This is a genomic window from Cellulomonas sp. Root485 (genome assembly GCF_001426705.1).
GTDB lineage: Bacteria > Actinomycetota > Actinomycetes > Actinomycetales > Cellulomonadaceae > Cellulomonas.
This window is the reverse complement of sequence record NZ_LMFC01000003.1, coordinates 676,993-694,213: the sequence shown is the minus strand read 5'-3', so window position 1 is coordinate 694,213 and position 17,221 is coordinate 676,993. Positions and strand designations below refer to the sequence as shown.

Annotated in this window: 19 protein-coding genes; 7 read left to right on the top strand and 12 right to left on the bottom strand. The window is 73.2% G+C overall.

The window, feature by feature from the left end; genetic code table 11:
- Positions 1-879 carry an RNA polymerase sigma-70 factor gene (locus ASD16_RS17145; RefSeq protein ID WP_055920241.1) on the bottom strand — a complete coding sequence of 293 codons (879 nt, stop codon included), beginning with the start codon at positions 877-879 and terminating at the stop codon, positions 1-3.
- Positions 876-1,466, bottom strand: coding sequence for a carboxymuconolactone decarboxylase family protein (locus tag ASD16_RS17140; protein WP_055920239.1), 591 nt, complete (start codon positions 1,464-1,466; stop codon positions 876-878). Before ASD16_RS17140 ends, ASD16_RS17145 begins: the two co-directional genes overlap by 4 nt.
- Positions 1,467-1,586: 120 nt before the next feature.
- Here ASD16_RS17140 and ASD16_RS17135 point away from each other — a divergent pair, with 120 nt between their 5' ends.
- Positions 1,587-2,411: a hypothetical protein gene (locus ASD16_RS17135; protein ID WP_055920235.1), complete on the top strand. Its 825-nt coding sequence runs from the start codon at positions 1,587-1,589 to the stop codon at positions 2,409-2,411.
- Between the two features lie 3 nt (positions 2,412-2,414).
- On the opposite strand, the gene ASD16_RS21535 is transcribed toward ASD16_RS17135, so the two are convergent.
- From ASD16_RS21535 to glsA, 3 genes are all read right to left on the bottom strand, one after another.
- Positions 2,415-2,921 (bottom strand): TM2 domain-containing protein, encoded by a 507-nt coding sequence (locus ASD16_RS21535; RefSeq protein WP_082570928.1) that lies wholly within the window; start codon positions 2,919-2,921, stop codon positions 2,415-2,417.
- A 70-nt stretch (positions 2,922-2,991) separates the two neighbouring features.
- Positions 2,992-3,651, bottom strand: coding sequence for a transglycosylase SLT domain-containing protein (locus ASD16_RS22080; protein ID WP_235523377.1), 660 nt, complete (start codon positions 3,649-3,651; stop codon positions 2,992-2,994).
- A 214-nt stretch (positions 3,652-3,865) separates the two neighbouring features.
- A complete protein-coding gene (gene glsA, locus ASD16_RS17120; protein WP_055920227.1) occupies positions 3,866-4,879 on the bottom strand; it encodes a glutaminase A in 1,014 nt (337 codons plus the stop codon).
- 51 nt (positions 4,880-4,930) lie between these two features.
- Between glsA and ASD16_RS17115 the strand changes: the two genes are divergently transcribed.
- Entirely contained in the window at positions 4,931-5,767 is an 837-nt protein-coding gene (locus ASD16_RS17115) for a DinB family protein (RefSeq protein WP_082570927.1), read from the top strand.
- On the opposite strand, the gene ASD16_RS17110 is transcribed toward ASD16_RS17115, so the two are convergent.
- The 6 genes from ASD16_RS17110 to ASD16_RS17085 all read right to left on the bottom strand — a co-directional run bounded on the left by ASD16_RS17110 (position 5,695) and on the right by ASD16_RS17085 (position 9,903).
- Positions 5,695-6,474, bottom strand: a complete 780-nt coding sequence (locus ASD16_RS17110) for a MerR family transcriptional regulator (protein WP_055920223.1) — start codon at positions 6,472-6,474, stop codon at positions 5,695-5,697. The two genes, ASD16_RS17115 and ASD16_RS17110, sit on opposite strands and share 73 nt — an antisense overlap.
- Before the next feature lie 3 nt (positions 6,475-6,477).
- A complete protein-coding gene (locus ASD16_RS17105) occupies positions 6,478-6,714 on the bottom strand; it encodes a VOC family protein (protein WP_055920220.1) in 237 nt (78 codons plus the stop codon).
- 252 nt (positions 6,715-6,966) lie between these two features.
- Positions 6,967-7,779 (bottom strand): bifunctional 2-polyprenyl-6-hydroxyphenol methylase/3-demethylubiquinol 3-O-methyltransferase UbiG, encoded by an 813-nt coding sequence (locus tag ASD16_RS17100; protein ID WP_055920216.1) that lies wholly within the window; start codon positions 7,777-7,779, stop codon positions 6,967-6,969.
- 337 nt (positions 7,780-8,116) lie between these two features.
- Positions 8,117-8,458, bottom strand: a complete 342-nt coding sequence (locus tag ASD16_RS17095; RefSeq protein ID WP_157453981.1) for a hypothetical protein — start codon at positions 8,456-8,458, stop codon at positions 8,117-8,119.
- Positions 8,455-9,291, bottom strand: a complete 837-nt coding sequence (locus ASD16_RS17090) for a CPBP family intramembrane glutamic endopeptidase (protein WP_055920210.1) — start codon at positions 9,289-9,291, stop codon at positions 8,455-8,457. Before ASD16_RS17090 ends, ASD16_RS17095 begins: the two co-directional genes overlap by 4 nt.
- A gap of 66 nt (positions 9,292-9,357) precedes the next feature.
- A complete protein-coding gene (locus ASD16_RS17085; RefSeq protein WP_055920207.1) occupies positions 9,358-9,903 on the bottom strand; it encodes a helix-turn-helix transcriptional regulator in 546 nt (181 codons plus the stop codon).
- Between the two features lie 319 nt (positions 9,904-10,222).
- On the opposite strand from ASD16_RS17085, the gene ASD16_RS17080 reads away from it, so the two are divergent.
- The 5 genes from ASD16_RS17080 to ASD16_RS17060 are packed head-to-tail and all read left to right on the top strand — an operon-like array spanning position 10,223 to position 15,621.
- Positions 10,223-11,284, top strand: a complete 1,062-nt coding sequence (locus ASD16_RS17080; RefSeq protein ID WP_055920202.1) for an ABC transporter substrate-binding protein — start codon at positions 10,223-10,225, stop codon at positions 11,282-11,284.
- Entirely contained in the window at positions 11,284-12,135 is an 852-nt protein-coding gene (locus ASD16_RS17075; protein ID WP_055920200.1) for an ABC transporter permease, read from the top strand. Before ASD16_RS17080 ends, ASD16_RS17075 begins: the two co-directional genes overlap by 1 nt.
- A complete protein-coding gene (locus ASD16_RS17070) occupies positions 12,111-12,938 on the top strand; it encodes an ABC transporter ATP-binding protein (protein WP_082570926.1) in 828 nt (275 codons plus the stop codon). The genes ASD16_RS17075 and ASD16_RS17070 overlap by 25 nt, the downstream gene beginning before the upstream one ends.
- Complete coding sequence (locus ASD16_RS17065; RefSeq protein ID WP_055920197.1) at positions 12,935-14,293, top strand: LLM class flavin-dependent oxidoreductase; 1,359 nt, start codon at positions 12,935-12,937, stop codon at positions 14,291-14,293. Before ASD16_RS17070 ends, ASD16_RS17065 begins: the two co-directional genes overlap by 4 nt.
- Positions 14,290-15,621, top strand: coding sequence for an LLM class flavin-dependent oxidoreductase (locus tag ASD16_RS17060; RefSeq protein ID WP_055920194.1), 1,332 nt, complete (start codon positions 14,290-14,292; stop codon positions 15,619-15,621). Before ASD16_RS17065 ends, ASD16_RS17060 begins: the two co-directional genes overlap by 4 nt.
- Here ASD16_RS17060 and ASD16_RS17055 read toward each other — a convergent pair.
- On the bottom strand, positions 15,570-17,099 hold the full coding sequence (locus ASD16_RS17055) for an ankyrin repeat domain-containing protein (RefSeq protein WP_055920191.1): 1,530 nt from the start codon (positions 17,097-17,099) through the stop codon (positions 15,570-15,572). The genes ASD16_RS17060 and ASD16_RS17055 overlap by 52 nt on opposite strands.
- Positions 17,100-17,221: the final 122 nt, after the last annotated feature.

The window sequence follows — 17,221 nt, the reverse complement described above, 5'->3', positions numbered from 1 at the left end:
TCACCGGCTGAGGGTCGTCTCCTCGTCGAGCCGAGCCATCTTGTGCGGGTTGCGGACGGCGTAGATGCGCGTGATCCGGCCGTCCTCGACCACCAGGCTCATCGCCGTGTTGAGCTCCCCGCCGAGGTCGACGCGCGCCGCCGGAGCACCGTTGAGCCACATCGGTGTCGTCGTGAAGTCGACGGTCAGCCGGGCCAGCCCGCTGAGGAACGCCGCGACCTTGTCGGACCCGACGATCGGGTGCAGGGCGGCGGACACCACCCCACCGCCGTCGGCCACGACGACCACGTCCGGCGCGAGCACGTCGAGCAGACCCTGCAGGTCCCCGCCGCGGACCGCCGCGAGGAACCGTTCGACGACCGCCGACTGCTCGGCCCGGCTCACCCGCTGACGCGGTCGCCGCGCGGCGACGTGCTCCCGTGAGCGGTGGGCGATCTGACGCACGGCGGCCGGCGACTTGCCGACCGCCTCCGCGATCTCGTCGTACGGCACGTCGAAGACCTCGCGCAGCACGAAGACCGCGCGGCCCGTCGGGTCGAGGGTCTCCAGGACGGTGAGCATCGCGAACGAGACGCTGTCCACCAGCTCCACGTCGTCGGCCACGTCGGGGCTGGTCAGCAGCGGCTCGGGCAGCCACTCCCCGACGTAGTCCTCGCGTCGACGAGCCAGCGTGCGCATCCGGTTGAGCGACTGCCGGGTGACGATCCGGACCAGGTACGCCCGCCCGTCGCGGACCTCGGCACGGCCGTCCTCGCCCAGGTCCGCCCACCGCAGCCACGTCTCCTGCACGACGTCCTCGGCGTCGGCGGCGGAGCCGAGCATCTCGTAGGCGACCGTGAACAGCAGGCTGCGGTGCGCGACGAACGGGTCGTCGGTCATGCCTGCGACGCTACGCGGCTCGGCTGCGACAGCGGCGGCAGGCCGCACGACGCCGCGAACCCCTCGGACTCGATGCCGAGGGCGAAGTTCGTCCGCGCGTACAGGTTCGCCAGGGCCACCCAGGACGTCAGCTCGACCAGCGCCGGCGCACCGAGCTGGTCCAGCAGGCGGGCCGAGAGCGCGTCGGTGACGGTCGGGGGCGTCTGCGACATCGCCTCCGCGTACTCCAGGACGTCCCGCTCCAGCGGGGTGAACACGTCGGACTCCCGCCACCGCGGCACCTCGCGGGCCTTGGTGAGGTCGAGCCCCTCGTTGTGCGCCTGGAAGTAGCCGAGGTCCAGGCACCACGAGCAGCCGATGAGGGAGGCCGCGGCCATGTGCGCGTAGGACTTCAGGTCCTCGTCGCACTCGTGCCATCTCGACGACTTCTGGCCCAGGCCCACGGAGAACTTCAGGACGGCGGGGCTGTGCCACAGCACGCCGAGCGACTCCGGCACCTTGCCGAACATCTTCTTGCTGAACGTCTTCACGACGGTCCCGTACAGGCCGGTGATCTCGAGCGCCGGGACGCGGGGGGTGCTGGTCATGTCTCCTCCTGGTGAACGGTGTCGAGCACAAGACACCGGTCGAGGAGGTTCTGTGACACCGCGCGGCGTATCCAGAGCCCGGCTCGGCAGTCCTTGGTGGTGACCCCGGGAGGAACCACCATGTCCGACGCCCCAGCGCGCCTCGTCCTCGACCGTCCCGCCGACGCGCTCGCCGCAGCCGCCCTGCTCGCCGCCGGCACGCCCGTCGCGCACGGCTTCGCCGGCATCTACGCGCTGACGTCCCGCGGTGTCGACGTCCGGCAGGTCAACGCGCTCAAGGGCCGGCCGCTCGACCAGACGGGCAGCGTCACCGCACCGGCCGGCCACGTCCTGGACGCGTTCGACCTCTCCGCGCTGCCGCCCGGGGTGTCCCCGGCGTTGGTGCGGGACGTCGTCGACGCGTTCACCGCGCTGGGCCCGTTCGGGTTCCGCGGTCCCGCCGCCGGTCATGTCCCGGCGGGCCTGACGGCGACGGACGGGGACACGACGACGACGCAGGTCATCGTGCCGGGAGACGCGTGCCCGTCGCAGACGTTCCTCGCCGCCGCGTCCGCGGCCGTCGGCGGCGAGCCGCTCGCGATCTCGTCGGCCAACCGGTCCCGGCACGTCACGGGCGGCCTCGACGCCCCCGCGCACTGGCAGGTCGACGGGCTGCGCGCCGGGCTGGGCGGCGCGGACCTGGTGATCCTGGAGCACGCCGACGACGAGGTCGCCCGCAACCGCTTCCCGCTGCACACCACCGTGTCGACGACGATCCTCGGGCTGCACCACGCCGAGCGGTCGAACGGGCGCGTGCACCTGGTGCTGGAGCGGCACGGATCCCTGCACGTCACCGGCGTGGTCGCGGTGCTCCGCGAGCTCGGCCTCGGCCTGACCGTCAGCCCCCGCGCGACGACCCGTCTCGTCCCCCGCACCTACGACCTCGTCGGCGCGGCAGCGGGCTGAGGGTCAGCCGCGCAGCTGCTTGCCGTGGGCGTCGCGCGCGTACCGGCCGCGGTGCACGGACAGGATCAGCAGGCCCTCGGCGAACCCCCACAGACCCATGGCGAGCGCGGCCAGACCGAGCGTGAAGAAGCCGCCGACCACCGTGATCGCCAGCATCGTCAGGCCGCGGCGCCAGTAGCCGAGGTACATGCGGTGCAGCCCGAAGGCGCCGAGGAAGATCGCGAGCAGGCCCGCCGCGACGCGGGAGCGGGGCCAGGTCGACGGCCGGAGCCGCACGCTGATGCGGCCGAGCCGGAGCCGGGGCCACGGCGACCGTCGGCGGGTGCGTACCGGCACGGACTCCGGGACGGCGTCCTCGAGGTCGGGCACGGGACCGAGGGGGTAGCGGACCGTCGCGGAGAGCGGCTGGTACGCGGGCGCCGGCGCGTGGGTCGGGCGTCGGGTCACGACGGGGCGCTCGCGGACGTCGTCGTCCAGGTCGAGGACGGGCCGGTCGAGGGTGTCGGTCACGGGTGCTCCCGTGGGTAGCGTCGCGGGCTGCGGCGGATCGTACGAGCGTAAGCCCCGACAGGAGCAGTCTCTAGTACCAGCCGTGGGACTCCGAGTGCGCCCACGCCCCGCACGGTGAGCCGTACCGCCCGTTGATGTAGGAGACGCCCCAGCGCACCTGCGTGAGCGGGTTGGTCTGCCAGTCCGCGCCGGCGGAGGCCATCTTGGAGCCGGGCAGCGCCTGCGGGATGCCGAACGCTCCCGACGACTTGTTCATCGCTGCCGGGTTCCAGCCGGACTCGCGCTGGAAGAGCGCGTCGAGGCAGCCCCACTGGTCCGCGGCCACCAACGACGCCGCGTACTCCTTGACGTCGCCGACGGGGACGCTCGACGGCACCGCACCCGGACGACGCGCCGCTTCCCGTGTGGCCTTCCGTACGGCCGCCTCGTGCTCCGCCGCTGCCTGCGCCGCCGCGTCCGCCGCGGCCTGCGCAGCCTCGGCAGCGACCCGCTCCGCCTCGGCGCGCTCCGCGGCGATGCGTGCCAGCTCGGCGTCGATCGCCGGGCCCAGCCACGGGAGGTCGGCGTCGGGGGCGGTCCACGTCGCGTCCGACGGAGCGCTCACGGCGGTGGCCGCCGGGAGCAGGGCCGCCGTGGGTGCCTGCTGGGCCGGCTCGGCGCTGCCGGTGCGCGGAGCCGAGCTGGCGCTCGCACTGGTCAGCACCGCGACGGCGACGATCCCGATGCTCACGAGGGGGGAGATGGTGCGCGACCGGGGCCACGAGGGCGCGCGCCGCGACAGCGGCTCGGCACGGTGTCGGTGCCGCTTCGGCGAAGCAGTCATGGCTGACGAGCTCCTCACGTCGCGTGGTGGGTGCCCGATCTGTGGTCGTCGGACGCAACCAGAGGATCGGCACGGCACGCGCCACGCATGAGCGACTGTCCGAGTCGCCCCTGCTTCGTCCTCACATCTGCGCGTCCCCGCCGGGCTCGACCTCGGCGCGCGACGCGAACAGGTTCAGGCCGAGGGCGCCCGACAGGTAGCGGGTCGCCAGGCCGCCGCGGACGCTGTTGCCGGCCGCGTCGAGCCGCGGGGAGAAGGTGCTCAGGCTCCCCTTGCCGGGGGCGATGGTCACGATGCCGCCCGACACCCCGCTCTTGCCGGGCAGGCCGATGCTGAACAGCCACTCGCCGGAGCGTTCGTAGAGGCCGCTGGTGGCCAGGGCGGCGAGCACGTAGCGGCACACGGACGGGTCGACGACGCGCTCGCCGGTGACGGGGTTGACGCCGCCGTCGGCGAGGGTGGCGCCCATGACGGCCAGGTCGGTCGCGGACACCAGCAGGGAGCACTGCCGCGTGTAGACGTCGGTGGTCTCCAGCGGGTCGTGGGCGATGCGGCCGTAGGACTCCAGCAGGCGGGCGATGGCCTGGTTGCGGCGGTTGTGGGCCGCCTCGGAGGCGTACACGTCGTCGTCGAGCGTCAGCGGTCGGCCCGCGAACGCGGACAGGCCGGCCTGCACGAACGCCCACTTGTCCTCGGCGGTCGCGCCCGGGACGAGGCTCGTGGTGGCCAGCGCACCGGCGTTGACCAGCGGGTTCATCGGGCTGCCACCGTTGAGCTCGAGCGCCATCACGGAGTTGAACGGGAGGCCGGTGTTGTTCACCCCGACCTTCCCGAGCACCTCCTCCGGACCGAGGGCGTCGCAGACCAGCGCGAACACGAACGCCTTGGACACCGACTGGATGGAGAACTCGTGCAGGGCGTCGCCGACGCTGTGGGAGGCGCCCGTGACCGAGACGATGCTCAGGCCGAAGAGCGCCGGGTCGGCGTCGGCCAGTGCCGGGATGTAGTCCGCGACAGCGCCGGTGTCGACCGTCACGTACCGGTCGTACGCGTCCTGCATGAGCTGCACCACCAGCTCCTCCCGGGGCAGCCGTCCGGTGGAGATCAGCTCGGGGTCGTGGAAGTCGTCGCTCACAGGCCCATCCGAGCACACGCGGGTGTCGGACGTGGGTCCTACCGTGGGCCGATGAGCGACGACCTGGCCGACCTGCGCGGTACCCGGTTCGAGAACGCCGACCTGCACGACGCCCGTTTCACGATGGTGGACCTGACCGGCGCCACGTTCCGGGCCGTCGGGTTCCACCAGGTGGTGATGCGCGGCGTCGAGATCACGCACTCCACCATCGACGGGGAGATCGAGGACCTCGTCATCAACGGCGTCGACGTCGCCCCGCTGATCGAGGCCGAGCTCGACCGCCGGTACCCCGACCGGCCCCTGTTCCGGCCGACCACCGCCGACGGGTTCCGGCACGCGTGGGACCTGAACGAGCGGCTGTGGGCGACGACGGTGGAGCGCGCCCGGCGGCTGCCGCCCGAGCGGCTGCACGAGTCGGTCGCCGAGGAGTGGTCCTTCATCGAGACGCTGCGTCACCTGGCGTTCGCGTCCCAGTCCTGGGTGGGCCGTGCGGTGCTGGGCGACCCCACGCCGTGGCACCCGCTGTCCCTGCCGTGGGACGAGATGCGCCCGCGCCCGGGTGTCCCGCGCGACCGTGACGCGCGACCGTCGCTCGACGAGGCGCTGGCGCTGCGGCTGGCCGCGATGGCGTTGGTGCGCACGGTGGTCGACGGCCTGACCGACGAGCAGCTCGACGTCCGGGGCGCTCCGTTGGTCGGTCCGGGCTGGCCCGACGAGGGCGACTCGTTCACCGTGCGCCAGTGCCTGCGGGTGGTGCTCAACGAGGAGTGGGAGCACCGCCGGTACGCCGAGCGTGACCTGGCCGTGCTCGAGGCTCAGGGCAGCGGCGACCAGAACGACCAGGGCTCACCCTCGGGCCCGAGCGCGCCGTACTCCCGCACGCCGTAGGACTGGTCGGCGGGCGGGAACGTCACGGTGCCCCCGCGTGCGACGACGGCGGCGTGGTGGGCGTCGACGTCCTGGACGGTGACCACGAGCATGCCGGTCGCCGCGCCGAGGGTCGCCGGGGACGCGAGCCCCCACTCCGGAGCGACGCGGTGGAGCATGACGACCCCGTCGGCGGTGCGGACCTCGGCGTGCACGACGGTGCCGGCGTCGTCCCGGCGCAGCGGCCCGGGCTCCAGCCCGAACACGTCCACCAGGTGCTGGCGGGCCGCCTCCAGGTCGGCGTAGACCAGGACGGCGATCCGGCGCAGCGGCTCGGTGGCGGCGACCGTGGTGTCCTCCAGGACGGCGAGGAGGCGCCGGCACACGTCCTCGTCGGCGGGCCCCGCCGCGGGGACGTCGCCGAGCCGGTGCAGCACGCGCTCCATCCGCAGCACCTGGTCCTCCAGCGTGGCGAGGTGGGTGCGCAGGGCGCCGTCGAGGGTCCAGGTCGGGTCGTCGAGCGCGGCCCCGATGTCCTCGAGCGACGTCCCGAACCGCCGCAGCACACTGATCCGGTACAGCCGCTCCACCTGCTCGCGCCGGTAGACGCGATGGCCCGCGGGGGTGCGGTCGGGCGTCAGGAGCCCGATGTCGTCGTAGTGGTGCAGGGTCCGGACGGTCAGGCCGGAGACGTCGGCCAGCTCACCGACCCGCCACTCGTCGACCATCTCTCAGCGGATCGGGGAGTGGATGGCCCAGCGGTGCCCGAACGGGTCCACCAGCCAGCCGCGCTTCTCGTCGCCCTGGTCGGAGGGCTCCCGGTCGGCGCTGGCACCGGCGGCGACCGCTGCCGCGTAGACCGCGTCGGCGTCGTCGACCCCGAGCACGATCGCGCACGAGCTGTGCCCCAGCGTCGCGGGGGCGTAGGCGCCGTACTCGTGGAACTCGTCGGAGGTAGAACGGGTCACCGCCGATGGTCAGGGCGACGAAGCCGATCTTCCCGTCGCCCTCGTCGCGCTCGCCGGACTCCTGGGCGCCGAACGCCGCCGCGTAGAACGCGATCGCCGCGGACGCGTCGTGCACCGTCAGGTACGGGACCAGGCTCGTCATCGCTCGCTCCTCCTCGACCCGCGGTCCACGGTCGGAACCGCTGCGCCCGACGCTAGGCCCTCACGTCACGTGAGGTGCAAGGGGTGTCGCGGCGCGCTCCGCCGCACGGCTCAGCCGACGGGTCGGGTGGCCACCGTGAGCAGATGCGGGCTGAGGCCCATCAGGCTGGGTTCCGCCTCGGTCGCGCGGGCCACGTCGAGCACCACCTCGCGGCGGTCCTCGTCGTCGAACGCGGACGCCAGAGACTTGATCCAGTGGCCCATCCCCTCGACGCCGACCGTCTCCCGCACGAGGAGCCCGGCCTCGGTCGCCTCCGCCGCGAGCTCGTCGGCCCGGTGGAAGTAGGCGGTCGTGAACCAGCGCGGGTCGCCGGTGGGGTTCTCGTGCACCCCCGTCGCCAGGTCCTGCGCGACGATCGCGCGGAACGCGGGGTCGAACAGGTAGGACTGCGCGAGCCCGTCGAACAGGGACGCGAACCGGTTGATCGCCATCGCGACCACCACCCCGCCAGGCACCACGACGCGCAGCGCCTCGCGCCAGCAGGCCAGGCGGTCGGCGCGGTCGGTCAGGTGGTACAGCGGACCGAGCAGGAGCACGGCGTCGACCGACGCGTCGGGCTGGGGGAGCGCACGGGCGTCGCCGACGGACGCGGTGAACCGCTCGTGGCTGCCCAGTCGCGCGTCGGCCCGGGCCACGTGTCCGGGCAGCAGGTCGACCAGGTGCACGGTGTGGCCGTCGTCGAGCAGCCACTCGGCGTGCACCCCCGTCGCGCCGCCCACGTCGAGCACCCGGGCGTCGGCGGGCAGGTGGCGGCGGACGATCTCCTGCACCCGCGCCAGCTCCAGCCGGCCGAGGCCCTCACGCAGACGCGTGTCCTCGTCGTAGAGGGTGTCGTAGTGGTCGTGGATGGGGGGCTGCTCCATCGCTGCAACCTACGAGGGCGCTGCGGCCGGGTGCACGGGGATATCCGTCGGCTCACGACACCGCTCTCCCGGTGAGCCTTCTTGCCGTACCGGTCCAGGTACTCGACGAACAGGTCGGCCTCCCGCTTCGTCGCGATCAGGTGGTCGAGCCGCCGCAGGTCCGGCAACACGAGCGCGCCCCTCGTGTTGAGGATGTGCAGCTCCTCGATCTGCGTGAGGTCCGCGAGGTCTCCAGAGCTCGAACTCGCGTCGCGACGCGTATCTGCGGACGAGATCCGACTCCGAGAAGGTCCCCTCGACGACGACGGTGCCTTTCACGACGCGCATGGTCGTGGGCTCAGCTGCTGAGATCGCGTGCGGCCACGACCAGGAGCACGACCGCCGTCGCGACCGGTGCGAGGGCCGCCAGGACGACGGTGGTGCTGCTGCGCCAGCGTGGTGCCCAGCCGCGTCGGGCCTGCGCGATCCCGACGGGCAGCGCCAGCAGCGAGGGCACGAGCGAGTACATCAGGACCACCACAGCGCCGAGCGTGCCGAACGACTGCGGGTTCCGGGCACCGTCGACCGCGTAGATCCCGGCGACGACGACACCGGCCGCCCCGACGACCGCCAGCAGCAGCGCGACCCAGCCGATCACGGTCGCCCACGGGACTCGTCGCGCCACTGCCTGGTCGGTCATGCAGGGACAGTACCGACGGTGTCGCGTCCCCAGCGCCGGTAGACCACGACGGCCGTCAGGATCAGGAGCGGGAGCACCACGAGGCTCTCGGGGCGGGCGCCGAAGAGCAGCGGGGTGTCGATGACGACGACGTCGGCGGCGAGCAGCGGCCACGCCACCGCGTTGGCCATCCCGTGCCCGAGCACGGCAGGCCAGACGCTGCCGGTGCGGTCGCGGGCGATGCCCCAGATGACGGCCATGGCGAGCACGGCGACGGAGAACATCGGGATCTGCACGGCCAGGGGGAGCGTGGTGTAGGCGTCGCCGAACGCGACGATGTACGGCACGTGCCACACGGCCCACAGGACGCCGACCGCGAGGTGCCGCCGCAGCGCAGGGACCCCGAGCGCCGCGAGCCGGGGCTCCAGGTATCCCCGCCACCCGAACTCCTCGAACGCGGCGAACGTCAGGCGGGCGACCAGCCCGGTGGTGAACAGCACGGCGAACCGCTCGGCCGCGCCCGGCACCACGTGCACGTCCCCGGTGAGCGCGCCGAGCACCACCGGGACCAGGAACAGGACGGGGAACAGCAGCAGCGCCACCGCGTACCAGCCGCGCTCGCGGCCGAGGCGGAGGCCCGCGTCGGCCCAGCCCTCACGCCCGAGGGTGCGCAGGCCGACCGCCAGGAGCAGCGGGCTCATCACGAAGAGGAGCGCGCCGGCGCTGGTCTCCGGGTCGGGCGACGACGCCATGACCAGTCCGGCGACGGTGGACAGGACGAGGACGCCGAGGGCGTAGATCAGGACGCCCTGCCGGGTGGCAGGCTTGCGTGTGCGGGTAGCGGTCATGGTCATGGTGGCTCCTTCGGGCGTGGGGCATCGCCCGGCCGCCGGGTAGCGGTCGGTCCGTTCGGGAGTGACTCAGTCGGTCAGCTCGGCAAGGAGGTCCTGGGCCCAGTCGAGCTCGGCGCGCGCGTGCACGAGCCCGTTGGCGAGGGTGGCGAGGCGCAGGCGCATCTCGAGCGTCGGCGTGATGCCGGCGGCCGCGAGCGCCTGTTCGGACGCCTCTCGGGTCTGCTCCAGGACCGCCGCGAGCTCGCGGGCCTCCGCAGCGCGCTCCTCCAGGACGGCACGGACACGGTCGGTGCCGAGGCGGCCGACGAAGAACAGCCGCACCAGGAACACCTCGCGCGACGGCACGTACTCGACGGGCGCCGCGAGCCAGGAGTCGAGCTCGGCCAGCCCGGCCTCGGTGATCGAGTGCTCACGCCGGTCCGGCTTGCCCTCCTGCGGGATGGTCCGCACGTCGACGAGGCCGTCTGCCGCCAGGTGTCCGAGGGTGCGGTAGATCTGCGCCTGGTCCGCCGGCCAGAAGTGCGCGACCGACTCCTCCATGTGCTTGCGCAGGTCGTAGCCGCTCATCGGGGCGATCGACAGGAACCCGAGGACGGCATGCTTGAGCGACATGATCCGAACCTAGAGGACATGTCTCCTATAAGACAAGTCCTCTATTAAATCTCATCATCTGGAAACCTCGCCCGTCACTGTTGTCACGCCCGAGCCGCACTGGCATGGTCCCGCCCCATGTCCACGAGTCGCGTGACCGACCGCACCGACAGCGCAGCGCTGTGGTGCCTCGTCGTCGACCCGTCGACCAGCGGTGCCTGTCAGCCCTGTCGCTGACCCCAGGCCATCTCCGCCCCCCGACGCTCCGGGGACCCGACCTCCTGCCGTGCTGCCTCGTCCTGCGCACGACAGCTCCGCCATGCCATCGAAAGGCTCCACCATGCGTTCTCGACCCCTCTCTGCCGTCGCCGCGGCCCTCCTCGTCGCCACGCTGGCCGCGTGCTCCGACGCCGCGGCGACCCCTGCCGCGAGCGGCGCGCCCGACGCGACGCTGCCCACGACCGTCTCGGCGGGCACCAAGCTCGTCGTCGGCGACCCCGCCATCCAGGTCGCCGTGAAGCTCGCGGGCGACGACCTCGACAGCGACCTCGGCTTCGAGATCGAGTGGGCCAACGTGTCCGGCGGGCCGGCCACGACGGAGGCGTTCCGTGCCGGGTCGCTGGACGTCGGAGCCGTCGCGGACATCCCGCCGATCCACGCGACGTGGACCGGGCTCGACGTGCGGATCGTCGCGGCCTCCTACCGGGAGGACTGGGAGGAGAACCCGATCTACTCGTTCGGCGTCGCGCCCGGCGTCGAGGGGATCGAGTCCCTGGAGGACTTCGAGGGCCACCGCATCGCGTACAGCCCCGGGCAGGCCCAGGGCGCCATCGTGCTGCGTGCCCTGCAGGAGGCCGGCCTGACCACGGATGACGTCGAGCTCGTCGAGCTGCCCAGCACGGGGGACGTGTACCCCACGGCTCTCGCGGCGAAGGAGATCGACATCGCCCCGCTCGGAGGGGTCCAGGTCGCGCGCTACCTCGACAACTACGGCAAGGACGGCGCCCACACGGTCGAGCACGGGCTCCGCGACGACCCGAGCGTCCTCTACGCACCGACGTCGACCCTCGACGACCCCGCCAAGGCAGCCGCCCTGCGCGCCTACGTCGGCCTGTGGGCGGCGGCGAAGCTGTGGATCTACGACCACCCCGAGGAGTGGAAGGCCGGGTACTACGTCGAGAACCAGGGCCTGAGCCAGGCCGACGCGGACTACCTGGTCGAGCACGCCGGCATCCCGGACATCCCGGCGGACTGGACCGAGCCGATCGCGCGGCACCAGGAGACCATCGACCTGCTCGCGAAGGAGACCGGCAACGAGGTGCTCGACGCCGCGGACCTGTGGGACCAGCGGTTCGCGCCGGTCGTCGCCGAGGCCGTCGAGCAGTACCGGGCTGGTTCCTGATGTCGGCGCTCACCGCACCCCGCGCGCTCGTCGCACCGCGGCCCACAGCGGTCCCCCGGGCGCGCCGACGGACGACGCGCCGGCTCGGACCCGGAAGGGCGATCCCGGGCGGAGCCGCGCTCGGCCTGCTCGCCCTGCTGGTCGTCTGGTCGATCGGCAGCGCCACCGGGTTGATCGACCAGCGGACCCTCTCGGCTCCGTGGACGGTGGTCACCACCACCGGCGAGCTGCTCGAACAGGGTCGGCTGCAGGAGAACCTCGCGGTCTCCGCCCAGCGGGCGTTCCTCGGGCTGGCCCTGGGCATCGTGCTGGGCACCCTGCTCGCGCTCGTGTCCGGCCTGAGCCGGGTGGGCGAGGCGCTCATCGACGGACCCGTTCAGGTCAAGCGGGCCATCCCCAGCCTCGCGCTGCTGCCGCTGCTCATCCTCTGGCTCGGCATCGGCGAGACCATGAAGGTCGTCACCATCCTGCTGGGCGTGTTCATCCCGGTGTACATCCACACCCACAACGGGCTGCGGACCATCGACTCCCGGTACGTCGAGCTGGCGGAGACGGTGGGTCTGTCGCGCTGGGCGTTCGTCCGCCGGATCGTGCTGCCGGGTGCGCTGCCCGGGTTCCTGCTGGGGCTGCGGTTCGCCGTCACGGGTGCGTGGCTGTCGCTCGTCGTGGTCGAGCAGATCAACGGCACCGCCGGGATCGGCTACATGATGGAGCTCGCGCGCACCTACGGGCAGACGGAGATCATCGTCGTCGGCCTGGTGCTCTACGGCGTCCTCGGGTTCGGTTCCGACGCCCTGGTCCGACTCGTGCAGAGGAGGGCCCTGACGTGGCGACGCACCCTCGCGGACTGACCGTGATCCCCGAGCGCTCGGCGGTCCCGCCGCCCGTGCACGGCGTCCTCGCCGACGAGCGGACGGCGACCACCGACGGCACGGTCGTCGTGCGCGACCTGGTCCGCGCCTACGGCCTCGGGGAGGGCGACGGTCGCGTGCTGCGCGGCCTCGACCTGTCCATCGCAGCCGGGGAGTTCGTGGCGATCCTGGGCCGCAGCGGCTCCGGCAAGAGCACCCTGCTGCGGGCTCTGGCCGGGCTCGACCACGACGTGCACGGCACGGGCACGATCGCCGTGCCGGACCGCGTGTCGGTGGTGTTCCAGGACTCCCGGCTGCTGCCGTGGGCCCGGGTGCTCGACAACGTGACCCTGGGCCTGCGGGGTCCGCGGGTGCGCGAGCTCGGGGTCGAGCGGCTGGCGGAGGTCGGGCTCGCGGGCCGCGAGCGCGCCTGGCCGACGGAGCTGTCCGGCGGGGAGCAGCAGCGGGTGTCGTTGGCCCGGTCGCTGGTCCGGGAGCCGCAGCTGCTGCTCGCCGACGAGCCGTTCGGCGCCCTCGACGCGCTCACCCGCATCCGGATGCACGGGCTCCTGCGGGACCTGTGCGCACGCCACGAGCCCGCGGTCCTGCTGGTCACGCACGATGTCGACGAGGCGATCGTCCTCGCCGACCGCGTGATCGTGCTCGACGCCGGCCGCATCGCCCTGCACGTGGAGGTCGGCATCGACGGCCCCCGCGACCCCGCCGACCCCCGTTTCGCCGACCTGCGCGCGCAGCTCCTCGCCGCGCTCGGCGTCCCCCTGACCGAGAGGACAGTCTCATGACCGACCACAGGCCCGGCCCGCTCCACCTCAACGCGTTCCTCATGAGCACCGGCCACCACGAGGCGTCGTGGCGGCTGCCGGAGAGCGACCCGTCGTACACGTCCACCAACATCGCCTACCTGCAGCGGCTCGCGCAGACGGCCGAGCGCGGCAAGCTCGACTCGATCTTCTTCGCCGACGGCCCCGCGCAGAGCCGTGACGTGGGCCGGCGTCCCGCGGGAACGCTGGAGCCGACGGTCGTGCTCGCCGCCATCGCGGCGGTCACCCAGCGGATCGGCCTGATCGCGACCGCGTCGACCACCTACAACGACCCCTACAACCTGGCCCGACGGTTCGCGTCGCTCGATCACATCAGCGGCGGCCGGGTGGGCTGGAACGTGGTGACCACCGCGTTCGTCGAGGCGGCGCGCAACTTCGGGCTCGACGAGCAGCCGGCCCACCACGACCGCTACGAGCGGGCGGCGGAGTTCCTGGAGGTGTCGCTCAAGCTGTGGGACTCGTGGGAGGACGACGCGGAGATCGGCGACAAGGAGGCGGGCGTCTGGGGCGACTCGTCGCGCGTCCACCCGATCGGCCACGTCGGGCCGCACTTCTCTGTGGCCGGTGCGCTGACCACCCCGCGCTCCCCCCAGGCGCACCCGCTGCTGGTGCAGGCGGGCTCGTCGGAGGACGGCAAGGACCTGGCCGCCCGGTACGCGGAGGCGGTGTTCACCGCGCAGCAGACGCTGGAGGACGCGCAGGCGTTCTACACCGACCTCAAGCGACGGGCCGTCGAGTGGGGTCGCGACCCGGCGAGCGTCATCGTGCTGCCCGGCATCGTTCCCGTCATCGGCGCGACCGAGGCGGAGGCGCGGGAGAAGGAGGACGAGCTCGACCGGCTCATCAAGCCCGAGTACGCCCGCGTGCAGCTGGCCAAGACGCTCCGGGTGGACCCCGACGACCTGCCGCTGGACCGCGAGCTGCCCGCCGACCTGCCGTCGGAGGACGAGATCGAGGGCGCCAAGAGCCGGTACACGCTCATCGTCAACCTGGCCCGCCGCGAGCACCTGACCGTGCGCCAGCTCATCGGCCGGCTCGGGGGCGGGCGCGGTCACCGGACGTTCTCCGGCACCCCCGTGCAGGTCGCCGACGCCATCCAGGACTGGTACGACCAGGGCGCTGCCGACGGGTTCAACATCATGCCCGCGGTGCTGCCGTCGGGTCTGGAGGACTTCGTCGACGACGTGGTGCCGATCCTCGTCGAGCGCGGGCTGTTCCGGTCGGAGTACGAGGGGACGACCCTGCGCGAGCACTACGGCCTGGCGCGCCCGGCCAACCCGCACACCCTGGCCCGGACGGAGGTGGCCGCGCGATGACCCGGCAGCTGCACCTCAACCTGTTCGTGTACCCGGGCGGTCACCACGAGGCCGCGTGGCGGTACCGGGAGTCGGCACCCGAGCGCGTCCTCGACCTCTCCTACTACGTCGAGCTGGCCCGGGCCGCGGAGGCCGCCACGTTCGACGGGCTCTTCCTCGCGGACGGCCCGTCGCTCGCGGACAACATCGCCTACGCGACGCGGTTCCGCCTGGAGCCGTTCACCCTGCTGTCCGCCCTGGCCGCGTCGACCACGCACCTGGGCCTGATCGGCACGGCGTCCACCACGTACTCCGAGCCGTACAACCTGGCCCGCCAGTTCGCCGGCCTCGACCACGTCAGCGCCGGACGCGCGGGCTGGAACATCGTCACCACGGGCGCGCCGGGAGCCGCCCAGAACTTCGGTCTCGACGAGCACCCGACGCACGCCGACCGGTACGAGCGGGCCGACGAGTTCCTCGACGTGGTGACCGCGCTGTGGGACTCGTGGGAGGACGACGCGGTGGTCGGCGACCGGCTCACCGGCCAGTACGCGGACACCGACCGCATCCACCGCATCGACCACGTCGGCCCGCACTTCTCCGTGCGGGGACCGCTCAACACCCCGCGCACCCCGCAGGGCCGGCCCGTCTACGTGCAGGCCGGGACCTCGCCCGCCGGGCGCGCGTTCGCGTCGCGCTGGGCGGACGCCGTGTTCGCCGCCCACCAGACGCTGGAGGAGGCGCAGGCGTACTACGCCGACCTGCGCGCCCAGGCAGCGGGCCACGGCCGCGACCCCGACCGCGTGCTCGTCCTGCCGGGCATCAGCCCGTACCTCGGCTCGACGGATGCCGAGGCGAAGGCGCTCCAGCGCGACCTCGACGAGCTGACGCAGCCCGCGTACTCGATCGACCTGCTGCGCCGGCTCGTCGGCGTCGAGCTCACCGAGGCCGAGCTGGACGACCCGTTCCCGGTCGAGGCCATCCAGGTGGAGGGCGACCGCGCGGAGTCGTCCCGGTTCCAGCTGGTCCGCGACCTGGCCGAGCGCGAGCGGCCCACGTCGCGGCAGCTGCTGCACCGCCTCGCGGGCGCTCGCGGGCACAAGCTCGTCGCCGGGACGCCGGAACAGGTGGCCGACGTCATCGAGACCTGGTTCACGCGCGGTGCGGCCGACGGCTTCAACATCATGCCGCCGTACCTGACCGGCGGGTTCACCGACTTCGCCGAGCAGGTGGTGCCGATCCTGCGCGACCGCGGCCTCTTCCGTCGCGAGTACACCGGCACCACCCTGCGCGAGCACTACGGCCTGGCGCGCCCGGCGTCCCGGTTCTCCCAGGGGGTGCTCGTCTGACTCAGCACCTCGGCCACGGCTGTCTTGCCGAGGTGCCGTGCCCAGTCCAGCGGGGTCGCACCGAACCGGGCGTCCCGCAGAGCCGGGTCGGCGCCGAGGCTCAGCAGGAGGGAGACGAGGTCGGGGTCCCCGAGGTTGACCGCGGCGTGCAGCGCGGTCTCCCACCGCTCCTCGACGGGGACGTCGGCCCGCCCGTACGCGTTCACGTCGAACCCTCGGTCGACCAGCAGGGTGACGGTGTCGTGCCGACCACGCGCCGCCGCCCAGACGATCAGCCCTGGACGCTCGTCGCGTGCCTGCGCCGCCACGGCGTCCCCCAGAGCCGCGAGCCGGTCCTGGTCGCCCAGCATCGCGGCTTCGACGAACGCCTCGACCGGCGGCACGTCGACGGGTGACGCGCCGCGTGACACGAGGAGGTCGACGACCGCGCGGTCGCCGCTGGCGGCGGCCAGGCTCAGCGGGGTCGGCGCAGGCGTCCCCGTGCGACCGCCCGTCGGCCACGCGCCGTCACCGAAGGGCGCCTGGAGGTCCACCCCGTGGTCGGCCAGCAGCTGGACCCGGGCGAGCTGGCCGTGCTGCACCGCCCAGCGCAGCAGGTCCCGCACCAGCTTCCGTGGCTCGTCGACCGCCTCCGGTCCCAGCCGTCTCCGCCACACCCCGCCGTCGCCGCGACCGAGGCCGTACTCGAACAGCAGGACCAGGTGGTCGTCGTCGGTGCCGAACATGCGGTTGTACAGGGTCTGCCCGTCGTTCGGCTCGGCGCCGCGGTCGAGCAGCAGTCGGGCCAGCGCGATCGACGCCGGGTGGCGCGGCTGGTTCCGGGGACCGCCCTCGCCCTCGCCGAACACGCCCGTGAGCAGCGTGAACAGGGTCGGTTCGCCGTGCCACAGGTAGCCCTCGTCCGGGTCCGCGCCCGCATCGAGCAGCAGCCGGGCCGTTGCGACGGGATCCCCGCCGCCGACCCGCGAGTAGGCCAGGTAGGCGAGCGGCCGCCAGCCGTGCGGGCCGCCGCGGCGACGCGCCAGCGTCGGGTCAGGGTCGAGGAGGCGGGCGACGACGTCCGGTCGGGACGCGGCAGCAGCCGCCCAGATGTCGTCGTCGACGAGGTCCGGGTGCGCGACGAGGAGCGCACGTGCCGCGGCGCGGCGGTCCGGTCCGTCGGTGCCCGCGTACGTCAGGCAGGCGAGCCGGCAGAACTGCGCGGCCACCGACTGGTCCTCGTCGGTGGGGGTCCACGTGTGGGCGGCCCGGGCGTCGAGATGGTGACGCAGCCGCGGCCAGCTCGGGAAGCCGTACTCGCGCGCGACGGTGAGCTGGGCGGCGCTCAGCTGGAACGTCGACAGGTCGGCCGGGGGGTGCGGATGGTTCCGCGTGATGCGTTCGGCCGCCTGTGGGTCACCGGCCACGGCGGCGCGCTGCAGCGCGCGGGCCTGCCGGCGCAGGTGTCCGAGGTCCGGGTGGGTGGGCAGGGTCGCCACGGCGACCTCCTCTCGTCGCCCGGCGTCCGCGGGTCGGGCCGAAAGGAGGCGGATGGTGCAGCCGTCTCGTACCCAGGTGGGCTGTGCCCTGCCCGCGGACCGGTCGGCTGCCTGGAAGCCAC